The organism is Nonomuraea sp. B208, from assembly GCF_057536035.1.
Window position 1 is genome coordinate 34,129 of the sequence record NZ_BAAJOU010000001.1, and the last position, 14,279, is coordinate 48,407.

The 14,279-nt window shown below is 73.5% G+C and carries 14 protein-coding genes; 6 read left to right on the forward strand and 8 right to left on the reverse strand.

All coding sequences use genetic code 11. The features are described 5' to 3' along the window. Positions 1-121 precede the first annotated feature (121 nt). The 3 genes from AC27IY_RS00165 to AC27IY_RS00175 form a co-directional block, all read right to left on the reverse strand. Entirely contained in the window at positions 122-1,375 is a 1,254-nt protein-coding gene (locus AC27IY_RS00165) for an epoxide hydrolase family protein (RefSeq protein ID WP_487176689.1), read from the reverse strand. 2 nt (positions 1,376-1,377) lie between these two features. Continuing rightward, the gene (locus AC27IY_RS00170; RefSeq protein ID WP_344216226.1) at positions 1,378-1,857 is read right to left on the reverse strand and encodes a MarR family winged helix-turn-helix transcriptional regulator; all 480 of its coding nucleotides are present in this window, start codon (positions 1,855-1,857) and stop codon (positions 1,378-1,380) included. 890 nt (positions 1,858-2,747) lie between these two features. After that, the gene (locus tag AC27IY_RS00175) at positions 2,748-3,185 is read right to left on the reverse strand and encodes a hypothetical protein (protein ID WP_487176690.1); all 438 of its coding nucleotides are present in this window, start codon (positions 3,183-3,185) and stop codon (positions 2,748-2,750) included. Between the two features lie 86 nt (positions 3,186-3,271). Here AC27IY_RS00175 and AC27IY_RS00180 point away from each other — a divergent pair, with 86 nt between their 5' ends. Continuing rightward, positions 3,272-4,063, forward strand: coding sequence for an MmyB family transcriptional regulator (locus AC27IY_RS00180; RefSeq protein ID WP_423448088.1), 792 nt, complete (start codon positions 3,272-3,274; stop codon positions 4,061-4,063). A 121-nt stretch (positions 4,064-4,184) separates the two neighbouring features. Here AC27IY_RS00180 and AC27IY_RS00185 read toward each other — a convergent pair whose 3' ends face one another. Both AC27IY_RS00185 and AC27IY_RS00190 read right to left on the reverse strand, forming a co-directional pair. Beyond that, positions 4,185-4,655: a pyridoxamine 5'-phosphate oxidase family protein gene (locus AC27IY_RS00185; protein WP_487176691.1), complete on the reverse strand. Its 471-nt coding sequence runs from the start codon at positions 4,653-4,655 to the stop codon at positions 4,185-4,187. A gap of 786 nt (positions 4,656-5,441) precedes the next feature. Next, the gene (locus tag AC27IY_RS00190; RefSeq protein WP_487176692.1) at positions 5,442-6,038 is read right to left on the reverse strand and encodes a TetR/AcrR family transcriptional regulator; all 597 of its coding nucleotides are present in this window, start codon (positions 6,036-6,038) and stop codon (positions 5,442-5,444) included. 83 nt (positions 6,039-6,121) lie between these two features. Here AC27IY_RS00190 and AC27IY_RS00195 point away from each other — a divergent pair, with 83 nt between their 5' ends. Beyond that, positions 6,122-6,787 (forward strand): alpha/beta fold hydrolase, encoded by a 666-nt coding sequence (locus AC27IY_RS00195; RefSeq protein ID WP_487176693.1) that lies wholly within the window; start codon positions 6,122-6,124, stop codon positions 6,785-6,787. 9 nt (positions 6,788-6,796) lie between these two features. Here the strand turns inward: AC27IY_RS00195 and AC27IY_RS00200 are convergent, their stop codons facing one another. Further along, positions 6,797-7,669 carry an alpha/beta fold hydrolase gene (locus AC27IY_RS00200; RefSeq protein ID WP_487176694.1) on the reverse strand — a complete coding sequence of 291 codons (873 nt, stop codon included), beginning with the start codon at positions 7,667-7,669 and terminating at the stop codon, positions 6,797-6,799. 80 nt (positions 7,670-7,749) lie between these two features. Between AC27IY_RS00200 and AC27IY_RS00205 the strand changes: the two genes are divergently transcribed. The 4 genes from AC27IY_RS00205 to AC27IY_RS00220 all read left to right on the forward strand — a co-directional run bounded on the left by AC27IY_RS00205 (position 7,750) and on the right by AC27IY_RS00220 (position 12,007). After that, the gene (locus tag AC27IY_RS00205) at positions 7,750-9,771 is read left to right on the forward strand and encodes an AfsR/SARP family transcriptional regulator (protein ID WP_487176695.1); all 2,022 of its coding nucleotides are present in this window, start codon (positions 7,750-7,752) and stop codon (positions 9,769-9,771) included. A gap of 31 nt (positions 9,772-9,802) precedes the next feature. Then, positions 9,803-10,621 carry an SDR family NAD(P)-dependent oxidoreductase gene (locus tag AC27IY_RS00210; RefSeq protein ID WP_487176696.1) on the forward strand — a complete coding sequence of 273 codons (819 nt, stop codon included), beginning with the start codon at positions 9,803-9,805 and terminating at the stop codon, positions 10,619-10,621. Between the two features lie 88 nt (positions 10,622-10,709). Further along, positions 10,710-11,690, forward strand: a complete 981-nt coding sequence (locus tag AC27IY_RS00215) for a pirin family protein (protein ID WP_487176697.1) — start codon at positions 10,710-10,712, stop codon at positions 11,688-11,690. 2 nt (positions 11,691-11,692) lie between these two features. After that, on the forward strand, positions 11,693-12,007 hold the full coding sequence (locus AC27IY_RS00220) for a tetratricopeptide repeat protein (protein ID WP_344216245.1): 315 nt from the start codon (positions 11,693-11,695) through the stop codon (positions 12,005-12,007). Between the two features lie 51 nt (positions 12,008-12,058). Here AC27IY_RS00220 and AC27IY_RS00225 read toward each other — a convergent pair whose 3' ends face one another. Together AC27IY_RS00225 and AC27IY_RS00230 are read right to left on the reverse strand one after the other, a co-directional pair. Further along, entirely contained in the window at positions 12,059-12,631 is a 573-nt protein-coding gene (locus AC27IY_RS00225; protein ID WP_487176698.1) for a MarR family winged helix-turn-helix transcriptional regulator, read from the reverse strand. After that, a complete protein-coding gene (locus tag AC27IY_RS00230; RefSeq protein WP_487176699.1) occupies positions 12,628-14,211 on the reverse strand; it encodes an FUSC family protein in 1,584 nt (527 codons plus the stop codon). Before AC27IY_RS00230 ends, AC27IY_RS00225 begins: the two co-directional genes overlap by 4 nt. Between the last annotated feature and the right edge of the window lie 68 nt (positions 14,212-14,279).

Genomic DNA, 14,279 nt, shown 5'->3' on the forward strand with positions numbered 1-14,279 from the left:
ACGGCAAGCCGGGCACCGTTCCCGAAGGACAGGGGGGGCTCAGGCGGGTGTGGAGACGGTCCAGGGCCGCAGAGGCATGGGGACGGATCATGCGGCTTGCGGCACAAGGAGAACTGTGTGGTCAGCGGCGGCGGCCCCGGAAGGTGCGGCGCAGGTCGTCCACCCACTCCCCCGGAATCTCCCAGGGGATGAAGTGGCCGCCGTGATCATGGACGGTGAGGTTGACGTGGTTGTACCAGGCGGCCCTGCCGCTGTCGAGGAAGTGCTGGACGCGCTGGTCGGTGGTGACGCCGGGCGGGTTCTCGTAGCCGACGAAGGTGATGCCGGTCGGCGCCTCCACGGGCGGCCACCGTTCGTGGGACGGGGTCCACGGGTAACGGTTGTTGTTGGCGTACGTGCGGATGGACGTGCCGATCGAGTTCGTCACCCAGTAGATCATGGCGTGGGTGAGGAGGTCGTCCTTGGTGAAGACGGTCTCGACGTCACCGCCGTTGTCGCTCCACTTGATCCAGCGTTCGAGAATCCAGGCGAGCAGCCCGGCGGGCGAGTCCGACAGCCCGTACGCCAACGTGCTCGGGGCCAGCACGTGCGCGGCCAGGTGCACGGCGAAGCGCCTGTCCAGCGCCACGACCTGGGCATGGACGTCGGCCGGCAGCCCTTCGGGGATGGGCCGGCCACCGCTGAGGTCCCAGGCCCGGTCGCCGTTGAACATCGTCAGCATCTGGCCCGAGCCGATGTGGATGCCGTACAGCTCGGCGGCGTACTTGTGGCCGAGCTGCCCGCACACCAGCGCGCCGACGTCGCAGCCGGCGGCGGCGTAACGGTCGTGGCCGAGGACGTCGGTCATGAGGGTGTGCCAGACGTCGGCGACCTTCCAGAAGTTCATGTCCGGGCGGCCGGGCAGCGGCCCGGAGAATCCGAATCCGGGGAAGGAGGGCACGATCACGTCGAACGCCTCGGCAGGGTCGCCACCGTGAGCGGCCGGGTCGGCGAGCGGATCTACGACCTTGGACCAGTGCCAGAACGTCCAGGGCCAGCCGTGGGTGAGGATCAGCGGCGTCGGGCTGGGGCCCACGCCCGGGCGGCGCATGAAGTGCACGGGCACGCCGTCGACGTTTACCTTGTAGTGCTCATAGGCATTGATCGCCGCCTCGGCCTTGCGCCAGTCGTAGCCCGTACGCCAGTAGTCGACGAGTTCGCGCAGGTAGTCGGCGTTGACGCCGTAGTACCAATCCTCGTTGCCGGCGTCGGCAGGCCAGCGGGTGAGCTCCAAGCGGCGGCGCAGGTCGTCCAGGACGTCGTCGGGCACGTGGATCGGCGTCGGTTCCAGGGGGAACGAGCGGTTCCCCTGCGCGGTGGGCTCTGTGGTGGGCATGGTCATTTCCTCCTGTCCGGGGCGTCGGCTTCGCCGGCGAGCCGCCGGTTCACCTCGCTCATGCGGGCCAAGGCGGGCAAGGCGGCCGCGATCGTCGCCCGCTCGGCGGGGGTGAGCTCGCCGGTGAGCTCGGCGAGATGCGCCCTGCGGTCGGCGCGCCGCCCGTGCACGATCGCGGCGCCGGCCGGTGTGACGTCGACGAGCACGGCGCGGCGGTCCGACGGGTCCGGCCGGCGCTCCACCAGGCCGTCGCGTTCCAGTTTGGCGACCATCTGGGTGATGGCGGACTGGGTGACCTGCTCACTCGCGGCCAGCTCGGTGAGACGTTTGGGGCCCTGTCCGGCCAGTGTGTGGAGCACTGACAGCGTGGTGAAGCTCAGCCGCTGCACGGCGGGCAGGCGGATGAACATCCGGGTGAACTCCTCCAGCACCGAGGTCAGGTGGGCGACATCGAGCTCGCCGGGCTGCGGTTTGGGCGGCACCGGAGGAGTATATAAGGAACTTAATTAAGTTGCTGTTGTTTTTGTTTCTGTGATGGCGCAGATGCACGGCACGCCCCTGAGAGGTGATTGCGCGGCGCCGCCAGGATGGGAGGTCGGTGGCGCAGGCTTGGCTGCGGCTCAGCACCGCTTCGAGGCAAGTGCCCGCTGCCGCCCTGGTGCGTGGGCTCAGCGCGCCGGGCGCGAGTGCGCAGCACGGACCTTGGCGCAGGTGTGTGGCATGGGCTTTGGCGCGGCTGCGCACGGCCCGAGCCACGCAAAGGTGCTCGGTACTGGCGCTGCGGCTCTGGCGCAGGTGTCCAGCGCCGCCATGGTGCACGGGCTCAGCGCACTGGGCGCGGGTGCGCAGCACGGACCTTGGCGCAGGTGCGCAGCACGGACCTTGGCGCAGGTGCGTGGCATGGGCTTTGGCGCGGCCCGGGCCCGTGCAAGGGTGCTCGGTACTGGCTCTGGCGCAGGTGTCCAGTGCCGCCTTGGTGGCGTGGGTTCAACGCACTGGGCGCGCGTGCGGGGCACACGGACCTGGCGCGGGTGCGCGGGCCGGGGACCGTGCGAGGGCTGGGGCTACAGGCCCTGGCGCAGGCGCCCGGCACGGGCCCTGGTACGGGCGCCCGGCACGGGCTCTGGTACGGGCGCCCGGCACGGGCTCTGGTACGGGCGCCCGGCACGGGCCCTGGTACGGGTGCGCGGCACGGGCCGGGGGCTCGCGAGTGGTGCGGCCTTGGGGCGGCGTGTGGTGTCGCCTTGGGGGGTGGTGTTGTCCTGGGGTGGGGGGTGGTGTCGCCGCCAACCGGCTTGCCTAGGCGTCGAGGCAGGTGGGCGGTGCCGTCGTGCCTTCTCGTCTCGGCTGACGCGGTGTGGCGGCGGCGCTGTCAGCTTGGTGTGCCGATGAACTGGTGGTCGGTGCGGATGCGGCCGTCGTCGTTCAGGGCCAGGAGGTCCAGGCCGCCGCCGACCGTCTCGCCGGTGCTGGTCGACACCATCGACCAGCGCACGGCGATCAGGTCAGGCAGCAGTGCGAACGGCTCACCGTCTGCCTTGAAGACATGCTCCCCCGATGCGACGAACATCTCGTAGGCCCGCCGGACCCTGGCGTCCAGGCCGTCGTGACCGCGCGCCTCCAGCGGCGGCACCGGGAACGCCAGGCTCGCCGCCTCCTCTCGGATCGCCTGCGGCGGGTCGACCAGCACCTGGACGCCGTCGGGCGCCCACAGCTCCCGGATGAGGGCGGCCCGCCGGTCCGGGTCGGGTTCGTTCCACTGGGCGACGTAGCGGCCGGCCCATTCCTTGATCTCGATGGGGTTGCTCATGACCGGCAGTCTGTGCCGGGCGAGTGCGGTGGCGCGATTCCCTGGAGGGAATCGCGCGACGGACGCCGTCCAGTATGAATGGGTTCATGACAGTGTCGGCCGAGCCCAACCACTTCGCCCGCGAGCTTCGGCGATGGCGTGCGCGTCGCCGTCTCAGCCAGCTCGATCTGGCCATCAGGGCCGACACGACGCAGCGGCATCTGAGCTTTCTGGAGCAGGGGCGTTCTCGGCCGGGGCGGGCCATGGTGGTGCGGCTGGCCGAGTCGCTGAGCCTGTCGCTGCGGGAGCGGAACGGGTTCCTACTGGCCGCCGGGTATGCGCCGGTGTACGCGGAGTCGTCGCTGGACGCGCCCGAGCTGGGCCCGGTGCGCGAGGCGTTGGACCGCATTCTCGATGGTCATCTGCCCTGTCCTGCGGTCGTCGTGCGGCCGCACGGGCTGCTGGTCGCCGCCAACGCGGCCTTCGGGGTGTTGTGTGAGGGCGCGGCCCCTGAGCTGCTGAAGCCTCCGGTCAACGTACTTCGTCTGGCGTTGCATCCTGACGGCATGGCGGGCCGGGTGGTGAACCTGGCCGAGTGGGGCCGCCACATCACGGGCAGCCTGCGTGACCAGCTCGACCGCAGCCCTGATCCGGAGTTGGAGGAGTTCATCGCTGAGCTGGACGGTTATCTGCCCGGGCTGGGGGCGCCCGGCGGGCATCTCGGCTTCGCCGTGCCGCTGCGGTTGCGCGTGCCGGAGGGTGAGCTGCGGCTGATGACGACGCTGACTTCGTTCGCGACGGCTGTGGATGTGACGTTGGCGGAGCTGCGCCTGGAGGCGTTCCTGCCTGTTGACGAGAACTCGGCGCGCATCCTGCGGGAGCGCAGCATGGCCTACTGATCGACACGGCACCGTCCGCTGGGCGGCAGGGCCTGCTCGGCGGCATGGTCCACTGATTGGGACGAACTCGTTGGCCGGCACAGTCTGTTGGCTGGCGCGGTCCGTTGGCCGGTACGGCTTGTCAGTGGCGGCGGATCTGATGAGGGCTCGATCCCTCCTGCCAGAAGTCGATGACCAGTTCGTCGCCCTCGACGTGGGTCCAGACCACCTCGGTCAGCTCGATGCGGAACAGATGCGATCCCTCCTCCGAAACCTCCAGTGCCGCGAGCACGTCCGCTCCGGTGATCTCGATCGCGCGTCCCGCCAGCTTGACGTCGCCCTCCCAGGACGACGGGTCGTCGCCCTCGGGGGCGCGCGAGGTCACGTGGATGGCCATGCGCGGGTCGCGCCGCAGGTCGAGGGCCTTGACGGCGCCGCCCATCGACCCGATCCACAGTTCGCCGTTCTTCAAGGTCGTCTCGGTGCCGCTGACCCTGGGCGAGCCGTCCTTGCGCAACGTGGCCAGCACCTTGTGCCGGTAAGCCTCCACCAATCGGCGGGCGACCTTGCTCAGCTCGGGGGCCTGCTGCTCGAACTCCTGCCATGACGCCATGCCCGCCATCATGCCCGAAGCATCCGACAGGATCGGGGCTCGTCGAGTCGCCCCATCAGCAGTCGCCGGCCGGCTCGTGCGTTGCGGGTAAATGCAGAGGGAAGTGGCCGGGGTTTGGAGGATCACGCGGCCGGCACGCCGGGCAACGCCCGCGTGAGCTCAGGAAGCGGGTCCGTTTCTGCACCCCGAGCAGCACGGCGAGTCCACCGGCACCGCAGAAGGTGACCTGGGACGGGTCCGTCCAGGACGAGGCCGCAGGCGCCAGGGGTGAGGAGGCTGGTCAGGCGCTGGCGCAGCCGGGCCGTCCTGGAGATGTCGGTCTCCCCTGACAGGTGCACAAGCGTCGGTGTCGGATGGGTGTCCCTGCCGGGCGGGGCGGTGTCGATGACGGTCGTGGAAGGTTCCTTGCTGGCTTGGGGACGTGGGAAGCCTGCCTGCGGGAGAGCGGCCTGGCCGTCGGCGCGCGGCTCCCGGGCAGCGGGATCCGGCAGTCGTCGGTGCGCGCGGCTCCCGGACGGCCCCGGGCCGTTCGATCAGGAAGGGCTCCCAGGCCGTTCGATCAGGAAGATCGCGAGGGCAGGACGGTCGGGCGCGCAAGGAGGACGATTGCGGCGCGACGGACGAACCCGTCCTCGGCTGCGTATGGGCAGGGAGGCAGGCTCCGCAGGATGCGGGTGGCGGGAGGGCGGAAGGTGTTTTGGGACAAGGCCGCCTGACCTGTTCAGGCCCATCGTGAGCGGCACCTGCAGCCGTGGTTCGCCAGGCTGGGTGCCGACGTTCGAGACGTCACGACGACGGCCGTGCGCGCGCGGCAGCGAGGAGGGTGAGGGCGGCGGCGCGGGCCTCGGCGCCCGGGCCGCGTGTGTCGCGGTGGGCGGCGACGACGGTGGCGCCTTCGACCAGCATGAGGAGCTGGCGGCCGAGCAGGCCGGGTTCGGCGGCTCCGGCGCGGTCCGCGATGCCGGTCAGCAGGGCGAGGTGGCGGCCCAGGTGGCGGGCGGTGATGGCGCGTACCTGCGGGACGTGGTGCTGGGCGGCGGCGTTGACCAGGGCGCAGCCGCGGAAGGCGGGCTCCTCGTACCAGTGCTGCAAGGCGTCGAACACGGCGGCGAGCTGGGCGGCCGGGTCGTCGCCCGCCGCCGCGACGGCCGACTCCACCCAGGCGATCACGCGGTCGCTGCGCGCTTCCAGCACCGCCTCCACCAGGCCGTCCTTGGTGCCGAAGTGGCGGTAGAGGGTCTCCTTGGACACACCGAGCCTGGTGCACAGCTCGGCGACGCCGATGCCGTCGAGGCCGCGTTCGTACAGCAGGGCGGTGGCGGACTGGAGGATGGCGGCGCGGGTGCGGGCGGGGTCGATGGTCGAGCCCTTGGGGACCGGCATGACTTGGATCGTACCGCTCGGTGCGATGACTGCTACGATCGCCGGACCGTACCGATCAGTTCGATCTACTCCAGGAGCGACACGTGACCGACATCGTCCTCGTCCCCGGCATGTGCCACGGCGGCTGGTGCTACGCCGACCTCGGCGACGAGCTGCGCCGGCGGGGCCACCGGGTCCTGCCGATCACCCTCACCGGCGTCGGCGAGCGGGCCCACCTGCTCAGCGGCGGCGTCAACCTGGACACCCACATCGAGGACGTGACCTCCCTGCTGGCCGCCGAGGACGTACGCGACGCGGTGCTGGCCGGGCACAGCTACGGCGGGATGGTCATCACCGGCGTCGCCGACCGGATGCCGGGGCGGGTGGCCTCGCTTGTCTACCTGGACGCCATGGTCCCCGGCGACGGCGACTCCTGCTGGGACCTGGCCTCGGAGAACGAGCGGCGCTGGTACCTGGACGTGACCGACGACGGCTTCGCCACGCGGCCCCTGCCGTTCTTCGACCCGCGCGCCACGCCGCACCCGCTGGCCTCGGTGCTCCAGCCGCTGCGCCTGACCGGCGGGCTGGAGCGGGTGCAGCGGCGGACGTACGTGTACGCGACCGGCTGGGACGGCCCCTCCCCGTTCACCACCACGTACGAACGGCTGCGCGAGGACCCCGCCTGGCGGGTGGTCGCCGTGGACGGCGGCCACAACCTGATGCGCGACGCCCCGCACGACCTGGTGCGGATCATCACGGAATCGGCCTGACGGCAGGTGTCAGCGGGCGAGCAGGTCGCGCAGGGCCTTGGCGACCTCGGCCGGAGCCTCCTCGGCCATGAAGTGCCCGCAGGTGACGGTCCGGTGGTCCAGATCGCCCGCCCAGGCCCCCCACAGGGCCGCCGCGTCGTAGCCGAGCGCCTCGCCCCAGTCCTGCTGGAGCACGGTGACCGGCATGGCCAGGCGCCTGCCGGCCGCCCGGTCGGCCCGGTCGTGCTCGGCGTCCACGCCGGCCGAGGCGCGGTAGTCGGCCACGATCGACGGGACGGCGGCCCGGCAGGCGTCCAGGTAGGCGGACCGGACCGCGGGCGGGATCGACTCCGCGTCGCCGGTCCACAGATCGAGGAAGTGGCCGAAGAAGGCGTCCGCGCTCGCCGCGATCATCGCCTCGGGGAGGCCGGGCGGCTGCGCCATCAGGTACAGGTGGAAGCCGACGGCCGCTTCCGCGCCGCGCATCACCTCCCACATGTCGAGCGTGGGCAGGACGTCGAGGCAGGCCAGATGGGTGATCGCGGCCGGGTGGTCGAGCCCGGCGCGGAAGGCGACCAGGGCGCCGCGGTCGTGACCGGCCAGCGCGAAGCGCTCGTGGCCGAGCGCGCGGGCCAGCGCGACGACGTCGGCGGCCATGGTGCGCTTGCTGTAGGTGCCGGGCCCGGTCTCGGCGGGTTTGTCGCTGGCGCCGTACCCGCGCAGGTCGGGGCAGATCACCGTGTGGGAGGTGGCGAGGTCGGCGGCCACGTGCCGCCACATGAGGTGGGTCTGCGGGAAGCCGTGCAGCAGCACGACGGGGCTGCCGGAGCCGGCGACGGCGACGTTCAGCGCCACATCGCCGGCGACCGGGACGCGGTGGTAGGCGAAGCCTGGGATCCGCATGAGGTTTCCTTTCCTTCGGGGTCGGCTTCCAGCCTGCCGGGCGGCGATGAGCATCCGATGAGCGCGCTACGGTCGACAGGGTGGGGGTGCGCTTCGGGGTGCTGGGGCCGGCGACGGCCTGGGACGACGCCGGGAACACGATCGACGTCAAGGGGCCACGGCACCGGGCGGTGCTGGCCCGGTTGATCGTCGCCCGCCGCCGCGTCGTACCCGTGGACCTGCTGGTGGCCGACCTGTGGGAGGACGGCGACCCGCCGCGCGGCGCGGTGAGCGCGGTGCGGACGTTCGTGGCGGCGCTGCGCCGCGCCCTGGAGCCGGAGCGGCCGCCCCGCGCCGCGCCCCGGCTGCTGGTCACCGAGGGCCCCGGGTACGCGCTGCGCGCCGCGACCGGCGCGGTGGACGCCTGGCGGTTCGAGCAGGCGGTGGCCGACGCCGCCACGCTGCCGCCCCGGGAGGCGCTGGAGCGGCTGGAGGAGGCGCTGGGCTGGTGGCGGGGGCCGGCGTACGCCGAGTTCGCCGGGCAGGAGTGGGCGCGGGCCGAGCGGTCACGGCTGGCGGAGCTGCGGCTGCACGCCGTCGAACGGCGGGCCGAGGCGCGCCTCGCCGTACGCCCGGCCGCCGAGGCGGTGCCCGACCTGGACGCCCACGTGGCCGAGCACCCGTGGCGGGAGGACGGCTGGCGGCTGCTGGCGCTGGCGCTGTACCGGGCGGGGCGGCAGGGGGACGCGCTGGCGGTGCTGCGGCGGGCGCGGGCGCTGCTGGTGGAGGAGCTGGGCGTAGACCCGGGCCCGGCGCTGCGCAGGCTGGAGTCCGACATCCTGCATCAGGCGCCGCATCTCGACCCCGCCGCTTCCGGTACGGCGGACGCGGTGTGGGCGCGGGCGGCCGCCGCCTACGACCGCAGCGCGCCGCCGGGGGCGCGGGCGCGGCTGGAGTCGACCGTGAACCTCATGCGCGACCTGGCCGTCACCGGCGGCGCGGGGCTGGAGGCGTCCGGGCGGCACCGGGTGGCGGCCGTCGCGGCGGCCGAGGAACTGGGCGACGCCGAGCTGACGGCGCGGGTGATCGGGGCGTTCGACGTACCGGCGATCTGGACCCGGTCCGACGACCCGGCGCGGGCGGCGCAGGTGGTCGCGGCGGCCGAACGCACCCTCGCCGCGCTGCCCCCGGACGGGACGAGGGCACGCGAGGCGACGCGGGCGCGGCTGCTGGCCGCCGTCGCGCTGGAGTCGCGGGGCGGGCACGGGCCGCGCGGCCCGGAGGCGGCGCGGCAGGCCGAGCGGCTGGCCCGCGAGCTGGACGACCCGGCGCTGCTGGCCTTCGCGCTCAACGCCGTCTTCATGCAGAGCTTCGAACGGGCCGGGCTGGCCGGGCGGCGGGACGCGATCGGCGCGGAGCTGGTCGCCTTGTCGGGGCGGCACGGGCTGGTCACCTTCGAGGTGCTCGGCCATCTCGTCCAGCTGCAGGCCCGCTGCGCCCTGGGCGACTTCCTGGCGGCCGACGAGCACGCGGCCGCGGCCGGGCGGCTGGCCGAACGGCATGAACGGCCGCTGGTGGGGGTGTTCACCGGCTGGTACCGGGCGCTGCGCCTGGACATGACGGGCGCGCTGCCCGGCACCGCGTCCCGCTCGGGGCTCGATGGGGATGCGGCCGAGGTGGAAGGGGCCTATCGGGAGGCGGCCGGGCTGCTGGTGGGGGCTGGGATGCCGGGGCTGGAGCGGGGGCTTGCGGCGTTGGCGTTGTTGTGCGCGCGGGTGCGGCGCGGCCTGCCGCCCCCGGGCGGGGACGCCGACTACGGCCCGTACGAGCCGTGGGTCCGTCCCCTGATCCTGGCCGCCGCAGGGCGGACGGACATGGCCGCGGCGGCGCTGGACGAAGTGCCGGACCCGCCGCGTGACCTGCTGCTGGAGGCCATGTGGTGCCTGGTGGCGCGGGCCGCGGTCGCCACAGGGCACCGGGAGGCGGCGCGGCGGGCCCGCGACGCGCTGGCACCGGCGGCCGGTGAGCTGGCGGGCGCGGGCAGCGGCCTGCTCACCTTGGGGCCGGTCTCCGATCACCTGGCCGCGCTCACGCGCGTATCCAGACAGGGCGAGCCTGGTTAAGGTAGAAGATCTCCGGCGAAGGGACGCTGCGATGGCGGCCAGGACCGTGATCGTCACAGGGGCCAGCGACGGCATCGGCCGCGCGGCCGCCCGCATCCTGCACGAGCGCGGCGCGCGCGTCGTGCTCGTCGGGCGTTCGCCGGACAAGACCGAGACGCTGGCCAAGGAACTGGACGCCGACTTCCACGTGGCCGACTTCGCCCGGCTGGCCGAGGTGCGGGCGCTGGCGGAGACGCTGCTGGAACGCCACCCGGTCATCGACGTGCTGGCCAACAACGCCGGCGGCATCATGGGCTCGCGCCGTGTGACGGCCGACGGCCACGAGACCACCTTCCAGGTCAACCATCTGGCGCCGTTCCTGCTCACCACGCTGCTCCTGCCGCGCCTGGCGGAGAGCCGCGCCACGGTGATCAACACCTCCAGCGAGTTCAACCGGGGCGCCCGCCTCGACCTCGACGACCTCGACGCCGTACGCCGCTACTCCGGCACCCGCGCCTACGCCAACTCCAAGCTGGCCAACATCCTGTTCACCCGCGAGCTGCAACGCCGCCACGGGGCCGACGGGGTCAGCGCGGTCTCCTTCCATCCCGGAGTGGTCGCGACGAACTTCGCCGACGGCACCGACAGCCTGGCCCGGCTGACCTACCGCTCGCCGCTCAAGCGGCTGATGCTCACGCCCGAGCAGGGCGCCGACACCCTCGTCTGGCTGGCCACCACCCCTCCCGGCGAGGGCTGGGAGCCCGGCGGCCACTACGTGAAACGCCGGCCCGCGCCTACCCACCGCCTGGCCGGCGACCCGGAGGCGGCGCGGCTGCTGTGGGAGCGCAGCCAGGCGATGCTCACCCTCTGAATGCTCACCACCTGACCGCGGGAATGCCGGCGGGGCGCCGTGGGTTACACGGCGCAAGAAGTTGAAATTTCAACCTGGAAGGTGTGTCATGCCCGCCGTCACCGCAGACACCCTGACGCTGCCACGCGTCACCACCCCCGATCCGGCCGCCGCCCGGCCGCGCCCCGTGCGCTCGGTGACGACCGCGCCCACCGGCTACGAGGGCGAGGGCTTCCCCGTCAGGCGCGCCTTCGCCGGCCTGCCCCAGTCGCTGCTCGACCCCTTCATCCACATGGACCAGATGGGCGAGGTCGAGTACGCCCCCGGCGAGCCGAAAGGCACCCCCTGGCACCCGCACCGCGGCTTCGAGACCGTCACCTACATCATCGACGGCATCTTCGAGCACCAGGACTCCGCCGGCGGCGGCGGCACGATCACCGACGGCGACACCCAGTGGATGACCGCCGGCAGCGGCCTGCTCCACATCGAGAAGCCGCCGGAGCACCTGGTCGTGTCCGGCGGGCTGTTCCACGGCGTCCAGCTGTGGGTCAACCTGCCCCGCGCCCACAAGTTCCACGTCCCCCGCTACCAGGACATCCGCGGCCGGCAGTCGGCGCTGCTGGCCTCCGGTGACGGCGGCACGCTGCTGCGCGTCATCGCCGGAGAGCTGGACGGCCACCCCGGCCCCGGCGTCACCTTCACCCCGATCACGATGGTGCACGCCAGCCTCAGCCCCGGCGCGCGGCTGGACCTGCCGTGGAACCCCGGCTTCAACGCCCTGGCGTACGTGCTCGCCGGACACGGCACCGCCGGCGCCGAACGACGCCCGGTCACCAAGGGACAGCTGACCGTCTTCGGCGCGGGCGACTCGCTCACCCTCGCCGCCGCCCCCGACCAGCCGCAGGCCGAGCCCAACCTGGAGGTGCTGCTGCTCGGCGGGCAGCCCATCCGCGAACCCGTCGTCCACTACGGGCCGTTCGTCATGAACACCCGTGCCGAGATCGTCCAGGCCATGGAGGACTACCAGGCCGGCCGCCTCGGCGTCGTCCCCGCCGCCCGACTCCCCCACACCGGTCCGGGAAAGGAGTGACCATGATCGCCGACACCTACGCGCGCGGACGCATGTTCTTCCAGCTCAAGGACTACATCGAAGCCGCCCGCCACCTCGCCGGCGTCGTCGCCGAAGCGCCCGACGACGTGGCCGCCCGGCTGCTGCTGGCCCGCGCCTACTACCACTCCGCCCAGCTCGGGCGGGCCGAGGCCGAGCTGCGGCAGGTCATCGAGCGCGACCCGGCCGAGGCGTACGCGTACCTGCTGCTCGGCCGGACGCTCGAACGCCGCAGCCGCCCGCAGGAGGCGGAGCCGTACCTGCGGCTGCACGCCGCCATGACCGGCACCGCCGCCTGAACCACCACCCGGACGCGGGGCACCGCCCCGCGTCCGGGACCCGGCCGCTCGTCAGCCGATCACGCCGCCGAGCCGCCCCTCCAGCATGAGCAGCAACTCCCCCAGCAGCCCGGCCAGCTCACGCTCCCGCCCCGGAGCCAGCCCCGCCAGCAACGCGTTCTCGTACGCCAGCTGCTCCGGCACCAGCTCCAGCACGAACGCCCGACCGCGCTCGGTGAGCGACAGATGCGCCACCCGGCGATCCCGCTCGTCCACCCGCCGGGCCACCAGCCCGATCTGCTCCAGCCGCCGCACCCGCTTGGTCACCGCCGCCCCCGAGGCGAACGTCTCCCGCGCCAGCCGCCCCGGCGTCAGCTCGCCGCCGACCCGCAGCAACGCGCACAGCAGGTCGTACTCGGCGCGGTTGACCCCCGCCCGGCCCAGCGGCGCGTCCGTCGCCTGCTGCAGCAGCGCCGTACACCGGTTGAGCCGGCCGATCACGGCGATCGCGTCGAGGTCGGCATCGGGAAGGACCTGCCGCCACTGACGCAGCGCCACCGCCACGGCGTCCTCCACCTGCCCGCCCTTCCTCTCGACCCCCGCCGGCTCGGCCCCGGCGACGGACCGATCGTACGCGCCAGTCACGGATGCCGCACGGCGGTCAGCTCGGCCAGGCGGCGGTGCCCCGCCCGCTCGGCCGCCACGATCCGCTCCTCCGGCAACGCCGCCCCGCGCCACTCCCCCGCCGCCAGGTCGGCCGCCTCCCGCAGCCCCACCAGCGCCGCGCGCAGCCGGTCGGCCGCCGGACGAGGCTCGGCCACCAGCCGCTCCAGCCGTTCCAGCCCGTCGTGGACCCGCCCGGCCGCCCGCCGGTCGCGCAGCACCACGCACGCCGCCAGCCCGGCCACCGCACCCAGGCAGGTGTCCAGCCACCGATCGGCGACCAGCACCGGCACCGGCTGCGCCCCCGCGAACTGCGTCATCAGGATCGCCGTCGGCGTCACGAACACGCTCCCCAGCCAGTAGTTCCGCGTCATCGCCCGCTCCGTCACGAACTGCAGCGCCAGCACCGTCACCAGCAGCGCCACCGCCCCCAGCCGCGTCACCGGCGCCAGCAACGTGAACAGCGCCACCCCGAGCAGGTTGCCCACCACCCGCTGCACCGCCCGGCTCCACGACATGGCCGTGTTGGCCGCGAACACCGACGCCGCCGTCACCACCGCCCAGTACGGCCGCCCGACCCCGAACGCCATCGACGCCCACCCGGCCACCGCCGAGCCGGCGAACACCATCACCACGACCCGCCACCGGCCCGCGACGTCCCGCGCCAGCCGCCGCAGCCCACGCCCGGCGCCCTCCTCGGCGGCGATCCCGGCCAGCTCCGCCCGCTCGGCCGCCGCGGTGCCCAGGTCACCGGCCGGCGGCACGGGCACCGGCCGCCCCTTGCGCAGCTCACGCGCCCAGCCGCGCAGCGCCTCCGCCCCGACGCCGCCGCTCACGCCCGACTCCGCCCGCACCAGCAGCCGGCGCAGCTCCTCGCGGCCCGCGCCCGCGCGCAGCAGCGTCTGCCAGGCGGCGTTCACCGCCGCGGCGGCCGCGTGCCGCGCCTCGTGGAGGGCATCAGCCCCGTCCTGCCGGGCGCGGAGCAGGCGCGCGGTCGCCTCCAGAGCGCGGGCCACCGCCACCCGCTCCGGCCCGTCCGGCCGGACCAGCCACGGCGCCATCCCCACCGCCCAGGCCACGGCCCCGCCCAGCACTCCAATCCCCAGGTGCAGCGGCACGTCGGCGAGCCGCTGCGGCACGAACGCCGCGCTCGCCGTCAGAAAGGTGAGCACCACGTTGCCCGGCGGGCCGATGCGGGTGGCGTCGCACACCGCCTTGTGCAGCCCGGCCAGCACCGCCGCCACCGCGACCCGTACGGCCACGGCGTCGGTGAGCGCGGCGGTCACCAGCGCGATCCCCGTGCCGGCCAGCATCCCGGCCACGACCCACGCCAGCGCCCCGGCCCGCGCCCGGTAGGGCAGCGCGTGACCGTAGAGGGCGCACATGGCGCCGGTGGCGCCGTACAGGACCAGGTCCAGACGCCCCGCCGCCACCAGCGGCCCCAGCACCACGAGCAGCGCGACGACCGAGCTGAACGCGGGCTTGTGCCAGACGTCGCCCAGCGGTCTCAGCCGCAACGCGGACAGGGCGGGCAGACGGACGGCGAAGGCAGAAGAACGCATCCCATAAGTTTAGCAAATGTTTCACTAGTAAAATAACGATGGCCGAAGCGGACAGGACGTGACCGCCA